Source organism: Lentzea sp. NPDC058436, from assembly GCF_042721515.1.
In the GTDB taxonomy this organism is placed as follows: Bacteria; Actinomycetota; Actinomycetes; order Mycobacteriales; family Pseudonocardiaceae; genus Lentzea.
In genome coordinates this window covers 465747-481155 of the sequence record NZ_JBHXLF010000005.1, presented here as the reverse complement: position 1 = coordinate 481155, position 15409 = coordinate 465747, and the positions used below count along the sequence as shown (strand labels likewise).

The 15409-nt window shown below is 69.4% G+C and carries 14 protein-coding genes; 9 read left to right on the top strand and 5 right to left on the bottom strand.

Annotated features, from left to right (window positions below):
- Positions 1-128: 128 nt before the first annotated feature.
- From ilvD to ACFWN2_RS23435, 4 genes are all read right to left on the bottom strand, one after another.
- On the bottom strand, positions 129-1817 hold the full coding sequence (gene ilvD / locus ACFWN2_RS23450) for a dihydroxy-acid dehydratase (protein ID WP_382430571.1): 1689 nt from the start codon (positions 1815-1817) through the stop codon (positions 129-131).
- Between the two features lie 19 nt (positions 1818-1836).
- Positions 1837-3006, bottom strand: coding sequence for an alginate lyase family protein (locus ACFWN2_RS23445; RefSeq protein WP_382430569.1), 1170 nt, complete (start codon positions 3004-3006; stop codon positions 1837-1839).
- A 152-nt stretch (positions 3007-3158) separates the two neighbouring features.
- On the bottom strand, positions 3159-4628 hold the full coding sequence (locus ACFWN2_RS23440) for a DUF1996 domain-containing protein (RefSeq protein WP_382430567.1): 1470 nt from the start codon (positions 4626-4628) through the stop codon (positions 3159-3161).
- A gap of 97 nt (positions 4629-4725) precedes the next feature.
- The gene (locus tag ACFWN2_RS23435; protein ID WP_382430565.1) at positions 4726-5640 is read right to left on the bottom strand and encodes a DUF4142 domain-containing protein; all 915 of its coding nucleotides are present in this window, start codon (positions 5638-5640) and stop codon (positions 4726-4728) included.
- Between the two features lie 125 nt (positions 5641-5765).
- On the opposite strand from ACFWN2_RS23435, the gene ACFWN2_RS23430 reads away from it, so the two are divergent.
- The 8 genes from ACFWN2_RS23430 (at position 5766) to ACFWN2_RS23395 (ending at position 12967) form a co-directional block, all read left to right on the top strand.
- The gene (locus ACFWN2_RS23430; RefSeq protein WP_382430563.1) at positions 5766-6524 is read left to right on the top strand and encodes an SGNH/GDSL hydrolase family protein; all 759 of its coding nucleotides are present in this window, start codon (positions 5766-5768) and stop codon (positions 6522-6524) included.
- 140 nt (positions 6525-6664) lie between these two features.
- Positions 6665-8059 (top strand): ABC transporter substrate-binding protein, encoded by a 1395-nt coding sequence (locus ACFWN2_RS23425; RefSeq protein ID WP_382430561.1) that lies wholly within the window; start codon positions 6665-6667, stop codon positions 8057-8059.
- Positions 8056-8235 carry a hypothetical protein gene (locus ACFWN2_RS23420; RefSeq protein WP_382430559.1) on the top strand — a complete coding sequence of 60 codons (180 nt, stop codon included), beginning with the start codon at positions 8056-8058 and terminating at the stop codon, positions 8233-8235. Before ACFWN2_RS23425 ends, ACFWN2_RS23420 begins: the two co-directional genes overlap by 4 nt.
- Entirely contained in the window at positions 8232-10049 is a 1818-nt protein-coding gene (locus tag ACFWN2_RS23415; protein WP_382430557.1) for an ABC transporter permease, read from the top strand. The genes ACFWN2_RS23420 and ACFWN2_RS23415 overlap by 4 nt, the downstream gene beginning before the upstream one ends.
- A complete protein-coding gene (locus ACFWN2_RS23410; protein ID WP_382430555.1) occupies positions 10046-10738 on the top strand; it encodes an ABC transporter ATP-binding protein in 693 nt (230 codons plus the stop codon). The genes ACFWN2_RS23415 and ACFWN2_RS23410 overlap by 4 nt, the downstream gene beginning before the upstream one ends.
- On the top strand, positions 10735-11388 hold the full coding sequence (locus ACFWN2_RS23405) for an ABC transporter ATP-binding protein (protein WP_382430553.1): 654 nt from the start codon (positions 10735-10737) through the stop codon (positions 11386-11388). Before ACFWN2_RS23410 ends, ACFWN2_RS23405 begins: the two co-directional genes overlap by 4 nt.
- Positions 11385-12632 (top strand): hypothetical protein, encoded by a 1248-nt coding sequence (locus tag ACFWN2_RS23400; protein WP_382430551.1) that lies wholly within the window; start codon positions 11385-11387, stop codon positions 12630-12632. The genes ACFWN2_RS23405 and ACFWN2_RS23400 overlap by 4 nt, the downstream gene beginning before the upstream one ends.
- The gene (locus ACFWN2_RS23395; protein WP_382430549.1) at positions 12629-12967 is read left to right on the top strand and encodes a hypothetical protein; all 339 of its coding nucleotides are present in this window, start codon (positions 12629-12631) and stop codon (positions 12965-12967) included. The genes ACFWN2_RS23400 and ACFWN2_RS23395 overlap by 4 nt, the downstream gene beginning before the upstream one ends.
- Here the strand turns inward: ACFWN2_RS23395 and ACFWN2_RS23390 are convergent.
- Positions 12954-13637, bottom strand: coding sequence for a hypothetical protein (locus ACFWN2_RS23390; protein ID WP_382430547.1), 684 nt, complete (start codon positions 13635-13637; stop codon positions 12954-12956). The genes ACFWN2_RS23395 and ACFWN2_RS23390 overlap by 14 nt on opposite strands.
- 315 nt (positions 13638-13952) lie before the next feature.
- On the opposite strand from ACFWN2_RS23390, the gene ACFWN2_RS23385 reads away from it, so the two are divergent.
- Positions 13953-15287 carry a cellulose binding domain-containing protein gene (locus ACFWN2_RS23385; protein WP_382430545.1) on the top strand — a complete coding sequence of 445 codons (1335 nt, stop codon included), beginning with the start codon at positions 13953-13955 and terminating at the stop codon, positions 15285-15287.
- The last annotated feature ends 122 nt before the right edge of the window (positions 15288-15409 follow it).

Below are 15409 nucleotides of genomic sequence, written 5' to 3'. Positions count from 1 at the left end.
CGGCCCAGGTGGACGCCTCGCGGCACCTCCCCCACGCCCCCGTACAACCAGTACGAGGACGTGGGGGAGGCACCACGATGCATCGCCCTGGACCGCGCACAACCCGGCAAGGGTTCGTGGCCACCGCACTAGTCGCAGACGGCTCCGCGTGAGGCCGAGCCGACCAGCTTCGCGTACTTGGCGAGCACACCGCGTTCGTAACGCGGAGGCAGCGGCGCCCAGCCCTCGCGACGGCTCTCCAGGTCGGCGTCCACGTCGAGCGTGCCGTCGGCGACGTTCAGCGTGATCTGATCCCCGTCCCGCACGAACGCGATGGGCCCGCCGTCGACCGCCTCCGGTGCCACGTGCCCGACGCACAGTCCTGTCGTGCCACCGGAGAACCGGCCGTCGGTGAGCAGCAGGACGTCCTTGCCGAGGCCCGCGCCCTTGATCGCCGCGGTGATCGCGAGCATCTCCCGCATGCCCGGCCCGCCCTTGGGGCCCTCGTAGCGGATCACCACGACGTCGCCGGCGGTGATGGTGCCGTCCTCCAGCGCGTCCATCGCGGCGCGCTCGCGGTCGAACACGCGCGCGGTGCCGGTGAAGACGTCCGAGTCGAAGCCCGCGGACTTGACCACGGCGCCCTCCGGGGCGAGCGAGCCCTTGAGGATCGTGATGCCGCCGGTGTGGTGGATGGGCTTGTCGAGCGCGCGCAGCACCAGGCCGTCGGGGTCGGGCGGGGCGATGTCGGCGAGGTTCTCGGCGACCGTGCGGCCGGTGACGGTGAGGCAGTCGCCGTGCAGCAGTCCGGCGTCCAGCAACGCCTTCATCACCACGGGCACACCGCCGATGCGGTCGACGTCCGTCATCACGTGCCGCCCGAACGGCTTCACGTCCGCGAGGTGCGGCACGCGCGCGCCGATGCGGCTGAAGTCGTCCAGCGACAGTTCCACGCCGGCCTCGTGCGCGATGGCCAGCAGGTGCAGCACGGCGTTGGTCGAGCCGCCGAACGCCATCACGACGGAGATCGCGTTCTCGAACGCCTCGCGCGTCATGATCTGCCGCGCCGTGATCCCCTTGCGCAGCATCTCGACCACGGCCTGGCCGGACCGGCGCGCGAACCCGTCGCGGCGGCGGTCGGTGGCCGGGGGAGCGGCACTGCCGGGCAGCGACATGCCGAGGGCCTCGGCCGCGCTGGCCATGGTGTTCGCGGTGTACATGCCGCCGCACGCGCCCTCACCGGGGCAGATCGCGCGTTCGATCAGGTCGACGTCCGCGCGGCTCATCAGGCCCCGGGAACACGCGCCCACGGCCTCGAACGCGTCGATGATCGTGACTTCTTTTTCGGTGCCGTCGCTGAGCGTGACCCGGCCGGGCAGGATCGAGCCCGCGTAGAGGAACACGCTGGCCAGGTCGAGCCGCGCCGCCGCCATCAGCATGCCGGGCAACGACTTGTCGCACCCCGCGAGCAGCACCGAACCGTCGAGGCGCTCGGCCATCATCACGGTCTCGACGCTGTCCGCGATCACCTCGCGCGAGACCAGCGAGAAGTGCATGCCCTCGTGGCCCATCGAGATGCCGTCCGACACCGAGATCGTGCCGAACTCCAGCGGATACCCGCCCGCCGCGTGCACACCGTCCTTCGACGCCTTCGCGAGGCGGTCCAGCGGCAGGTTGCAGGGCGTGATCTCGTTCCACGACGAGGCGACGCCGATCTGCGGCTTCTCCCAGTCCTCGTCACCCATGCCGACGGCCCGGAGCATGCCGCGCGCGGCGGTGCGCTCCAGGCCGTCGGTCACGTCGCGGCTGCGTGGCTTCACGTCCGGTGTCTCGGTCATGAGAGCACGCTAGTCGCTCCTACGAGGGGTTTGCCGCGTGAGTCAGCGTCTCCCAGGCGATGAAGAGGTTGTCGGTCGCGTGTGGACGGTTCGACTCGGTGTAGATCTTCGTGTTGGCCATCGCGATGCCCATCCGGGTGTTCAGCGCGTTGTAGCTGACCTCCGGCGTCGGCCCGAGCTCGCGGGAGTAGCTCCCGCCGCACAGCCAGGACGGCACGGGCTCGCCGTTCTGGTACTTCGAGTGCAGGCCCCACGCGTGCCGCATGCGGTCCTTGATCTCACCCCAGATGTCCTGACCCTGGATGTGCGCGGTCTCGGCGAGGTGGGAGGCCGCGGACAGCCCGTACGCCGTGTGCGCGAAGTCCCGGCAGGTCTCCTGGGTGAGGCCGTCGACGAACGTGGACTGGTTGTGCCAGTAGGAGATGATCTCGGCCCTGGTGTCGATGCCGCTGCCGGGCGGCGTCTTCGGCAGCGCGCCGTCGGTGGTCAGGTAGATGAACGCCTGGATGCGCGTCCGGAAGATGCTGATCGCCTTGTCGTAGGCGGCCCTGTCCTCCAGGAACACCGCGATGCCGATCGACGCCTCCATCATGCTGAGTTCCCAGTTGCCGTTGGTGTTCGCGCGGCCGTTCTGGATCTCGGGCAGGTAGACGTTGCGCAGCATGGTGCCGAACCGGGCGCTGTTCGGCCAGGTGCCGTAGACGTGCTTGATGATCTCGGCGGCCTTGGGCCAGCTGCTCGCCGACCACGCCGTCTGCAGCGGGGCGTTGGAGTTGGTGTGGTCGCGGATCGTGTTCGACCAGGCGTCCATGATCTGGATCGCCTTGGTCGCGTACCGGGCGTCGCGCGTGACGTACCAGGCGAGCGACAGGGTGTAGGCGGCGAGCGCGTCCTCGCGTTCGTCGGTGCAGCCGTTGTTGGGGTTGCTGACGGGCCCGCACTCCACCACGGCGCGCGGCTTCGGCGTGCGGTTCAGGTCGGCGTACTTCGACGCCAGCATGCGGTCGTAGGCGAGCTTCCACGGCTGCGCGCCGGCCAGGACCTTGGTGCGCATGAAGTCCAGCTGTGGCCGGGAGACCACGACTCCCGGGTGGACGAACGTCGCGGGCGCCGCCTGCGCTGGGGCGGTGACCGGGACCAGAAGGGACGCGAGCAGTGCGATCAGCACCGTGCAGGAGCGGGTGACCATGCGGCCAGTGTTAGTGGTCTATACCTATCGGGTCAATGATTCCGGAACAAGGTTCACGGTGGTGAACAACCTGAAGGGGCACAAGGAAAATCCCCCGGTGCGCGGGAGGTGCACCGGGGGATTTCGTCTATCTGAACTGCGTGGTCAGAGCGTCACTCGCGGCACTTCTTGCCGGAGTTCACGCAGTTGACCAGGCGGTTCATGATCTTCTGCGACATCACGTTGGCGAAGTCGTCGTGGTCGGTGAGCGGGTTGTGCTCCTCCTCCGGGAAGGAGTCGACCAGGTAGCGACCGTCCTTCTGGACGTCCAGCGGGATGTTGTAGGTCAGCGAGATGCGCAGCTGCGGCACGGCCTTGAAGCCCTGCTTGCACTTGCCGTTGGCGTCCGGGAACACGATGTGGTCGCGGTGGTTCGCCGAGTCGATGTTCTTGCCGTCCCAGCAGCTCGGGAAGTCGTGCACGCGCTTGACCTTCGAGCCCTGCGGGCAGATCGGGTACTTGTCCATCAGGACCTTGTCCTCGAAGCCGGTGCAGGTCCAGGACGCCTTGGCGTTCTTCGGGCCGTTCTGGCCGGCCTTCGCGTCGCCGTAGAGCACGCGGAGGAACTTGGGCATCGCGGTGACCTTGCCGACGGGCGAGCCGCGGAAGGTGAGGTCGACGACGGCCGGGCGCTGGATCTTGCCCTCGTTGCCCTCGAGCTCGTTGTCGGCGCCCTCTTCGGGGTTGGCCTGCTGCTTCTTCTGCTCGGTGCCCTCGGCCTGGGCGTCGTCGCTGTTCTCGCCGCCGTTGTCGAGGCCCTGCTCGCCCTGCGCCTTGTCCTTCACGGCACAGGCGGCGGCCGGGTTCAGGTCGGGGGCCTGCACGCCCTGGCGGCTGAACGCCAGCATCATCCGGTTGAGGATGGCGGCGCGCTTCTCGCGCGTCGGGCCGACGATGACGTTGTCACGGTCCTGGGCCTTGGTCGAGGCGACCTTCTTCTCGGCCTCGGCGGTCACGTTCTCGAGGTTCTCGAGCTCCTTGTCGATCTCCGCCTGGGCCGCGTCCGGCACGTCCTCCGGCAGCAGCGACGCGGCGTCCGGGCACTCCAGCTGGGCCGCTTCCTTCGCCGCCTTGTCCTTGTCCTGCTGGGCCTTGTCGTCCTTCTTCGGCGGGGCCTGCTCGGCGGGCGGCGCGGCCTCGTCCGGCTCCTCGTCGATGATGCGCACGACGGGCCAGAAGTAGGCGGACTTGTCGCCGTTCTTGCAGGTCGTGCCGGCCGCCTGAAGCGACTGGTTGTTCGAGTCCGCGTTGGTGGACAGGTTGCCGACGTAGTCGTGCAGGTGCTGGGCACCGTTGCGGACACCGGGCTGCGCGATGAAGTTGTCCGGGTTGAAGTGCCCGTTCTCGTTCCGCCCGCAGTTCACGGTGAACGTGCCTGTGGTGGCGTTGTTCTGTTGCTTTGGTTTCTTGACGTTCGGCTTCACCTTGGTGATGTCGACGAACAAGCTCTTGTCCGCACCATCGGCGAGCGCGGAGCCATCAGAAGAACTGATGGCCACCACCGCGGCACCGCCCGCGACCACGGCCATCGCCGCCGCAGCGGCGGTGAGCCAGATCGTGGATTTCCTCCGGTGAATAGCCATTTGCCACCTCGTGGTAGTCCGGTAAAACGGCATGGTGAAGTCGGCGGCGGTATGGGGCCGCTATCTTCTGGATGAACCTGGGTGTGCTTTTTTGCTGTCAGAAAGAACGGGATTTGCGCCGTGATTTCTTCGACCGGGAAATCATTCTCATCCCCACCAGCGCGAGCGCGAGCACCGCGATGGCGCCGAAGAAGACACCGTTGTTGTCCCCGAACACGCCCTGTTCGGCGGTGCGGGTGAACCTGGTGCCCTCCGGCACGGTCGGGACCACGCCGTCGGTCGGGTTGGCCGTCTGCCCTGCCGCCTGGTCACCGTTCGCGTCCGGTGCTCCGGAGTTGTCCGCGGGTGGGGGAGGCGCGAGCGGTTGCGGTGACTCCAGTCCGGCGAAGTCGACGCGGCCCGTCTCCTCGAGCACCTTCATGTGGTCGAAGACGGTGATCATCGCTTGCGTGGAGAGGATGCGGATGAGCTCGTTCTTGGTGCCCGCCCGGATCTGCGCGGCGTAGGCGTAGACCTTGCCGTGCGCTGCCCGGAGCCTGTTGGCGAAGACGGCGTCGAACTCGTCGCCGGTCGCCGCGTCCATCTCGGCGAGCCAGCCCTTCTGCTCGTCCGACGCCTCGGTGGGCAACGTGTGGCCGAGCAGCACGCCCGCCCTGTTCACCACGTTGTCCAGGAGCGTGTGCCCCTCGATGAGGTGCTTGCAGGCCTCTTGGATCTTGGGCTGGTCGGCTCGCTTGGCCTGGCCCTTCTCGCCCGCGGGCTTCTCCCAGAGCCCGGCCTGCTTGACCCGGTTCATGAAGTCCCGGTCAGCCGGTCCGAGCGGCCCCCACTGCGTCTGGACGACCTCGTCGCCCTTGCCGCCGCTGTCGGGCGGCGGCGTCGAGATGGGGGTGGACGGCGTCGTGCTGGGCTGGCCGTCGGCGGTCCCGGTGTTGAGGAGCACCGCCAGCGCGCAGCCGGCCAGCGCGACCATCAGTCGCGTCGGCTTCGCCATGTCCAAGGGGAGTCGCACGACCGGGGATACGGCCAGAAGTGGGAGTCCGCCTCAGTTCGAGACGTCGCCGTTATCGAAACGTTATCAATCTCGCCGCAACCCCGGCCGAATCTGCTCCAAATGCCCGACATAGGGTCGCGAGCATGAGCAAGCGTTTTGTGGCGTTGGGGGACTCGTTCACCGAGGGCGTGGGCGATGAGGACGCCGGCCGTCCCAATGGTGTGCGCGGCTGGGCGGATCGCGTGGCCGACGTGCTGGGCGCGCTGGATCCCGAGTTCGCCTACGCCAACCTGGCCGTGCGCGGCCGCTTGATGCCGCAGGTGCTCGGCGAGCAGCTTGACCGCGCGCTCGCGATGAAGCCCGATCTCGTCTCGCTCTACGCGGGCGGCAACGACCTCATGCGACCCAAGGTGGACATCGACGCGTTGATGCGCCGCTACCGCGCGGCTGTCGCACGGCTCGTCAACGCGGGCGCGCGCGTAATCCTCTTCACGGGCGTGGACGGTGCCGACGACCCGGTGTTCCGCAAGATGCGTGGACGCGTCGCCATCTACAACGAGCACGTGCGCACGATCGCCGTCGAACACTCGTGCGTGCTCGTCGACATGTGGAACATGCGTCAGCTGCGTGACCGTCGCATGTGGTCGCACGACCGGCTGCACCTGAACTCGCTGGGGCACACCGAGGTCGCCGTCTCGGTGCTGGAAGGTCTCGGTGTCGACCACGCGCTGGAGCGGACCCTGCTCGGCGTCGCGCCTCTGGTAGACCGCCGCGCCCGGCGCGCGGAGGACTGGAAGTGGGCGCGCGAGCACGTCGTGCCGTGGGTGATGCGACGGGTGCGCGGCGAGTCGTCCGGTGACGTGATCCGGCCGCGCCGCCCGGAGCTGCTGCCACCCTCGTAAAGTAGAACGTGTTCCTCGTGGCGTTCCATAACGAGTGGTCCGCGTTTTGGTGACGGGTTTCTCCGTGATTCTTTGCATGTAGAACGCGTTCTAGAATCGACTTGGGTCTGGATGCATGCAGATCCCTAGCGTTGGTTCGCATGCGAGGCAGGAACGCACTGATCGCCCTGACGATCTGCGCGTTGGTCGCCGGATGCGGGAGCAGGCTCACCGACGAGCAACGCGCGGCACTCGTCGTGCCCCAGGGCGGCTCGGCCGGGGTGCAGGACGGCGCGGCGACCGGCGAGGACGCCGCCGCGTCCGAGGGCACCGCGGAGCAACCGGGCGCCGCGAACCCGCAGGAGGCGGACAAGAAACCGGTCCCGCCCGGCAGCATCGCGGGCGGGTGCCAGGGCACCGGCGGCGCCACGGACAAGGGCGTCACGGCCGGCGAGATCACCATCGCCAACATCTCCGACATCAGCGGCCCGGTGCCCGGCATCTTCCAGTCGGCGCAGCAGGCGACCAAGGCGTTCGTCGAGTACTTCAACGCCACCCAGGGCTCGGTGTGCGGGCGCAAGCTCAAGCTCGTCTCGTTCGACTCCCGCACCGACAGCGGCGGCGACCAGCAGGCCACCTCCCAGGCCTGCGAACAGGCCTTCGCGCTGGTGGGGTCGATGTCGGCGTTCGACCAGGGCGGCGGACCGGCCGCGACCGGCTGCGGAATCCCCGACCTGCGCGCCTCGACCGTCACCGCGCAACGCCAGCGCACACCCGTCAGCTTCGGTGTCGCGTCGAACGTCGTGAACCTCGTGTCGTCCGCGGGCCCGGACCTGGTCAAGTCGAGTTTCCCCGGCGCCGTCGGCGCCGCGGCCTACCTGTACCTGAACGCCGACGCGAGCGCGCAGAACGCTCGCAGCATGCAGAAGGCGGCGGAGGCGCGCGGCATCAAGTTCGTGTACTCGCAGGCCATCGACATCACGGACGTCAACTACGCGCCGTACGTGGCGAAGCTCAAGGAGACCGGCACCAAGATCGTCTACTGGATCGGCTCTGCCCAGTACGCGGTGCGGCTGCAGCAGGCCATGCGGCAGCAGGGGTACACGCCGGAGGCGTTCATCACGGACCCGTCCGCCTACGACCCGGCCTACGTGAAGCAGGGCGGCGCGGCCGTCGACGGCACCGTCGTCTACACCAACGGCGCGCTGTTCGAGGAGTCCAACGCGCAGATGGCGCTGTACAAGCAGTGGCTCGGCAGGGTGGCGCCCGGTGCGGCGCCGTCGTACTTCGGGATGTTCGCGTGGGCGGCGGCGCGCCTGTTCGTCACGACGGCGGCGAAGGTGGGGCCGCAGCTCACGCGCAAGGCGATGCTGGACGCGGTGCGCGGGGTGCACGACTTCACGGCCGAGGGGCTGGTGGCGCCGCAGGACGTCGGGGGGAAGCGGACTTCGGCGTGCATGACGCTGGTGAAGCTGAAGGGTGGGGCGTGGTCGCGGCTGGCGCCGGCGTCCGGGTACTCGTGCGGGTCGTTGATCGACACGGGGGTGGGCGGATGACGGGCGTGCTGGTGGCGCCGGGGACCACCGCCGGGAGGCGGCGGGTGAGCGTGGGGACGTGGGGTGCGGCTGCCGCGGTGCTGCGCGTGGCCGTGGGGACGTCGGGTGCTGCTGCCGCGATGCCGCGCCTGGCCGCCCACCCCGCCTCCCGTCTCACGACCGGGAGCGGCGCATGACCGCCCTCCTGGCCTACACCATCTTCGGCCTCGTCACCGGCGGCGCCTACGCCGTCGTCGCCGGCGGCCTCGTCCTCACCTACAGCACCTCCAAGGTGTTCAACGTCGGCCACGGCGCCATCGGCATGGTCATGGCGTTCCTCTACTGGGAGCTCGCCGAGAACCGCGGCCTCCCGCAGTGGCTCGCCCTGCTGCTCGTGGTCGGAGTGTGCGCGCCGCTGTTCGGCCTGGTCGTCGAGCGGTTCATCATGCGACGGCTGGCGGGTGCGCCCGTCGGCATCACACTGGTGGCCGGGGTCGGCGTGCTGGTCGGGCTGATCGGCGTGGCGCAGGTGATCTGGCCGCCGATGGCGCGGCCGGTGCGGCCGTTCCTCGATCAGCTCGGCGTCCACATCGGACAGTCCTTCGTCAGCGGGCACGACCTGGTGACGCTGGCCTGCGCGGTGCTCGTGGCGGGCGGGCTGTACGTGCTGCTGAACCGGACGCGGACCGGGCTCGCGATGCGGGCGTGCGTGGACGCGCCGGAACTGGCCGCGCTCTACGGCACGCGGCCGAGCCGGCTGTCGGCGTTGAGCTGGGCGATCGGGTCCGCGCTGGCGGCGCTGGGCGGGATCCTGCTGACGCCGGTGGTGCAGCTCGACTACGTGACGATGACGTTGCTCGTGATCACCGCGTACACGGCCGCGCTGGTCGGGCGGCTGCGGAGTCTGCCGTGGACGTTCGTGGGGGCGCTGGGGCTCGGTCTCGTGCAGTCGTACGCGGTGGCGTACCTGCCGTCGTCGCCGGGCTGGATCTCGTTCCGGGCAGCGATTCCGGCGCTGTTGCTGTTCGTGGTGTTGCTGGTGATGCCGCAGTCGCCGTTGCGAATCGGTGGTGTCAGAGGATCGCGCGGGGTGGCCACGCCCACGGCCCTGACGACCGGGGTGGCCGGCGGGTTGTTCGCCGCGGTGGTGGTCGTGCTGGCGTTGCTGGTCGACCCGGTGGTGGCCGGGCAGCTCGCGCTGGCGCTGGTGTTCGGGATCGTGATGCTGTCGATGGTGCTGCTCACCGGGTACGGCGGGGTGGTGTCGCTGGGGCAGTTCACGTTCGTCGGCGTGGGCGCGGTGACGGTGGCGCGGCTCGGCAGCTCCTCGCCGGTGAGCCTGCTGATCGGAGCCGGGGTCGCGGCGGTGGTCGGGGCGCTGATCGCGTTGACGGCGTTGCGGGTGAGCGGGCTGTACCTGGCGCTGGCGACGCTGGGGTTCGCGCAGCTCATGGACAAGCTGGTGCTGCAGTCGCCGATCGCGTTCGGGGTGCGGGGGAGTCTGCAGGTGCCGAAGCTCGTCGAGTCGGCGAGCGGGCAGCTGCTGCTGGCGGCGGGCACGTTCGTCCTGGTGGGCGCCGGGGTGCTGGCGATCCGGCGCGGACGGCTCGGGCGGCGGATGATCGCGGTCAAGGACAGCTCGGCGGCGTGCGCGACCCTGGGGTTGAACGTGCGGTGGATCCGGGTGTGGGTGTTCTCGCTGTCGGCGGCGATCGCGGGGCTGGCGGGCGGGTTGTTCGCGCAGCTGCGGGAAACCGTCGCGGCGAGCGACTTCCAGCTGTTCAACAACCTGCCGTTGCTGCTGTTCGCGGTGATCGCGGGTGTCACGTCGGTGTCGGGGGCGTTGCTCGGCGGGGTGCTGCTGATGCTGCTTCCCGTGCTGCAGAGCGGTTTCCCGGCGTTCGCGGGCGTGGCGGTCGTGCTGCTCGGTGTGGCGGCGGCCGGGCTCGCGCGGGAGCCGAACGGGCTCGCCGGCTGGGGTTTCCGGGCCTGGTCCTGGCGGCGCGCATGAGCACGTTGCGGGTGGAGGGCGTGACGGTCCGCTTCGGCGAGGTGACCGCGGTCAACGACGTGACGCTCACCGTCACACCCGGTGTCACCGGCCTGATCGGGCCCAACGGCGCGGGCAAGACGACGTTGTTCGACGTCATCAGCGGCCTGCGCAGGCCGTCCGCAGGGCAGGTGCTGCTGGACGAGGAGGACATCACGTCCAAGGGGCCGCACCAGCGGTCCAGGATGGGCGTCGCGCGGACGTTCCAGCGGCTGGAGGTCTTCGGGTCGCTGACGGTGTGGGAGAACGTCGTGGTGGCGCTGGAGAGCCGCCGCCGGTCCGCGAAGCTCGCCACCGAGCTGCTGGAACGGGTCGGCATCGCCGAGTTCGCCGGCAACCAGGCCGACACCGTGCCCACCGGGGCGGCACGGCTGCTCGAACTGGCCCGCGCGCTCGCCACCGACCCGGTGTTGCTGCTGCTGGACGAACCGTCGTCCGGGCTCGACCGCGCGGAGACCGACGCGTTCGGCGAGCTGCTGCGGCAACTGAGCGCGGAGGGCCGTTCGGTCGTGCTGGTCGAGCACGACATGGACCTCGTCATGGGCTACTGCGACCACGTGCACGTGCTGAACCTGGGACGGCTGCTGGTCTCCGGCACGCCTGACGTGGTCCGTGCCGACGAAGGTGTCCGGGAGGCGTACCTCGGATGATCGACCTGATGGACGTCCACGCCGGCTACGGCCGCATCGAGGTGCTGCGCGGGGTGTCGCTGAACGTGCCGCGCGGGAGCGTGACCGCGTTGCTCGGCCCGAACGGCGCCGGCAAGTCGACCCTGGTCAAAGTCCTCAGTGGACAGATCAGGGCCACCTCCGGGCACGTCCACCTGGGCGGCGTGCACGTCAACGGCGCCGCGCCCGACGAGCTCGCACGGGCCGGTCTGTGCACGGTCCCGGAAGGCCGTGCGATCTTCCCGAACCTGACCGTCGCGGAGAACCTCCGGCTGATGCGGGGCGACGCCGAGGTGGTCTACGCGCGGTTCCCGAAGCTCAAGGCACGTCAGAAGCAGCTCGCCGGCTCCATGTCCGGAGGTGAGCAGCAGATGCTCGCGTTCTCGCGCGCGTTGATCACCGACCCGGCCGTGCTGGTGATCGACGAGCTGTCGATGGGGCTCGCACCGGTGATCGTCGCCGAGCTGTACGAGGTCGTCGCGGAACTGGCCCGGACCGGCGTCACGATGCTGATCGTGGAGCAGTTCGCCGAGACCGCCTCCGCCGTCGCCGACCAGGTCGTCGTGATGAAGCACGGCGAGATCTCGGCCGGCGAGGACCTCGCCACCGTCTACTTCGGAGGGACGTCATGAGGTACGCGCTCGTCCTGCTGCTCCTCCTGCTGTCCCCGGCACCGGCGCGGGCGGACATCGGCGGCTTCACGCTGTCCGCCCGCGCCGCGCCCGTCTCCGTGCTGCTGCACACCGATCTCATCCCGGTGCCCGCCGAACCTCAGGGCGAGGTGCACCTGTCCTACACCCAGACCGAACTGGGCTCCGGCCCGATCGGCCGCTCGCTCGCCAGCTCGCTGTGGCCCGGCGCGGCCGTCGGCACCGGCCTGCCGCAGCTGCTCGGGTTCGCGTACCCGGTGCAGGCCAACGCCGCGCACCCCGGTGGCCCCGCCGACCAGACGCAGCCGGGGATGCGCGCCGCGGCCGGCGCCGCCAAGGCCGAGTCGTACGCGGGCGCCAAGCAGGAGGTCCCGTTCCTGCTGACTGCGGACGGCCTGTCGTCGAGCAGCGTCAGTTCGGTCGGCGCGTCCGAGGCGAAGTCCAGCGCCGTCACGTCCGCGCAGACGATCTCGGTGCTCGCGGGGCTGGTCGTGCTGTCGGGGGTCCGCTTCGAGTCCGTCGCCGTGAGCGACGGCGCCAAGGGCAGCGGCACCAGCACGTTCTCGGTCGCCGAGATCACCGTGCTGAACCAGAAGTTCCCGGTCAAGGCCCCGGACGCGCCACCGGACGGGCTGTTGAAAGCTTTGGAACCACTGGGAGTCACGCTGACCTGGCCCACGTCGTCCACCAAGCTCGAAGGCACGTCGGCGACCGCGACCAGCCGCGGCCTCACCCTGACCGTCGACGTGCTGGCGTTGCGCACCAAGCTCGGCATCGGCGGCATCCTGGACGGCGTCCTGGCCCCGTTGCTGCCCAAGGAGCTCGCGCCGCTGCTCAACCCGCTGCGCAAGATGGTCGTGATCGTCGGCGACACCGAGGCCGTCGCCAACGCCTCCGCGTCGGCACCGCTGACCCCACCCGACGCACCGGCACCGCTCGCACCCGTGCCCCCGGTCGCCGACGCGCCACCGCCCGCGCTGGGCGCCGTGCCGCCCGTCGCGGGAGTCGTGCCGCCCAAGACCGTCACACCGGTCGCCTCGGCCCGCACCAGGCCCCGGTCGCTGCTCGACTTCCCAGGCGTACCGGCGTTGCTGGTGCTCACCGGCCTCGGCGTCGCGGCGGCGGGAGCGTTCGGCATGAAGTCGTTCGGCACCTTCCTGCTGGGCGGCGCCCCCTGTCCCTCCGGGCACCCGACCGGTGTCCCCGACCTGAGGGTGAACCCATGACGATCCAGGACCGGCGCCGCGCCCGGATGCGCAGCGGGTTGGGCCTCGTCGGCACGATGCTGATGACCGCGGGCATCGCGGCGATCCTCTTCGCCTGGTGGGGCGTCGCGCACACCGGGTACACGTTCGAGCAGATCCCGTACGTGGTGTCCGGCGGGATCCTCGGGGTCGGGCTGATCGGGGTCGGAGGGTTCCTCTACTTCGGGTCGTGGCTGACGAAGCTCCTGGAGGAGCAACGGCAGACCACGTACGCGTTGTTGCAGCTGCTGGAGGAGCGCGACCGCGAACGGCTGCGAGCGGTTGAAGGGGCCGCGGAGCGCACTAGCGTGCTGTGAGCGCGTAGGCGGGCAGCGGAACGTTGCCGCGTGCCTGCGCGGTCTGGCGCAGCAGTTCCTTCGCCAGTCCCTCCGGTGCCTCCCGCAGCGCGATGTCGATCTCCCAGTCGGCGTCCTGCAACGCGCTGGTGTCCACCGTGGACACCTGCTCGACCTGCCAGCCCGTGCGGCCGAGCGCGTCCAGCAGCGTCCCGCGCGTGATCGGGGCCCGCACGTTGAGGTCTGACTCGCCGGTGATCCGGTCCTGGGCGAGCACGGCCAGCAGGTGCGGGACCTGGTCCGGCCGCTCGGGCTGCGGGTCCCACTCGGCGAAGCACAGCCGGGAGCCGAGTTCGCGCGCCTTGCCCAGCGTGCGTTCGAGCAGGCCGGCGGAGGCGAAGTACCAGGAGCAGTGCGCGAGCACGACGAGGTCGTACCCGGTTCCGATGTCGTCGGTGAGCACGTCCGTCTCGAAGCGCATGGTGATGCGAGAACCGAGGGGACCGTCGAGCAGGTGCTGTGCGGACTGGCCGACCGTGACCGGTGCCCCGTAGCCGGGTGACGCGACGTCCGTCCCGACGACCGTCCCGTGAGGACCCACCTGGTCGGCGAGCACCGCGGTCATGTCGCCCTGGCCGCACCCGATCTCCAAGACCCGCGCGCCCTGGGGGATCTGCCAGGAACGGGCCAATCGGTAACGGTAAGCGGTCTGGGTTGCCTGAATGTCCGGATCAAGACTGGAAGTCGCCATGAGGCGAGCGATTTCGTGAGCATCCATATGTCCGCAGCGTAAAAGAGCGCGTACCGGTCGCGGTACCGGTTTCACCCACGTCAGGGCTTTCGTCAGTGGTCAACTGACAACCATGTCAAGTGGACTGAGCGTGAGAGCGTTCTCGCACAACGCTCTGACGTGCGGTTACGATGTCCGTTTCATCCCCTTGAACCAATGGTTTAGACCAGTTAACGTGCCCGTCATCACGTACCCCCTGCACGTGAATGGAGCACCATGAAGAAGTTTCGCTGGCAGATCCTGGCCGCAGGTCTGGCGATGGCCACCGTGGTCGGAGGCGTTCTCGCCGCGCCCGCGAGTGGCGCGTCGGGCGTGACGGCGGCGTTCACGAAGACGTCGGACTGGGGCAGCGGCTACGAGGCCAAGTACACGATCTCCAACAGCGGCGCGTCCTCGCTCTCGTCGTGGACCGTCGAGTTCACGCTGCCGAGCGGGCAGTCGATCGCGTCGCTGTGGGACGGCAGCTACGCCGCCAACGGCCAGAACATCACCGTGCGCAACACGTGGAACGGCAGCGTTCCCGTCGGTGGCAGCGTCAGTTTCGGCTTCACCGTGAGGGGTTCCGGCGCGAGCCCCTCCAACTGCAAGGTCAACGGCGGTTCGTGCGACGGCAACGGACAGCCGCCGACGACCACGACCACCACCACGACGACGACCACGTCGAACCCGCCGGTGCCCGGCACCGGCCGCGGCGCGCCCTACCTGTACCTGGGCTGGGGCAACCCGCAGAGCGCGACGCAGGTCATGAGCGCGACCGGCGTCAAGTGGTTCACGCTGGCGTTCGTGCTGTCCAGCGGCGGCTGCAACCCCTCGTGGGACAGCTCGCGTCCGCTGACCGGTGGCGTCGACCAGCAGACGATCAACGCCATCCGCGCGGCCGGTGGTGACATCGTGCCGTCGTTCGGTGGCTGGAGCGGCAACAAGCTGGGCCCGAACTGCTCGACCCCCGAGGCGCTGGCCGGCGCGTACCAGCAGGTCATCAACGCCTACGGGCTCAAGGCGATCGACATCGACATCGAGAACTCCGACGAGTTCGAGAACACGACGGTCCAGGACCGGATCCTGACCGCGCTGAAGATCGTCAAGCAGAACAACCCCGGCATCCAGACGATCGTCACGTTCGGCACCGGCACCACCGGACCGAACTTCTACGGCGCTCGCCTGATCGACCAGGCCAAGGCGCTGAACGCGAACATCGACGTGTTCACGATCATGCCGTTCGACTTCGGCAGCTCGAACATCCGCACCGACACCATCGGCGCGGCCACCGGGCTCAAGAACAAGCTCAAGTCGACCTTCGGCTGGAGCGACGCCGAGGCGTTCAAGCACGTCGGCATCTCGGGCATGAACGGCCTGTCGGACCAGCGCGAGCTGACCACGGTCGACGACTGGACCGCGATCCGCGACTGGTCGAAGTCCAACGGCCTCGGGCGACTGGCCTTCTGGTCGGTCAACCGCGACCGCGGCGGCTGCGACGGCCAGGTGTCGGCGAGCTGTTCCGGTATCGGGCAGTCCGAGCTGGCCTTCTCGAAGATCACCGCCGGCTTCTGATCACCCGCGGTACCTGCACGACCACGAGCCGTCAGCGCCATTTAATCGGTGGCGCTGGCGGCTTACCCTTGTGCCATGCGTCGACGACATTGATCTTCAACTGATCTATCACGAACCGCGAC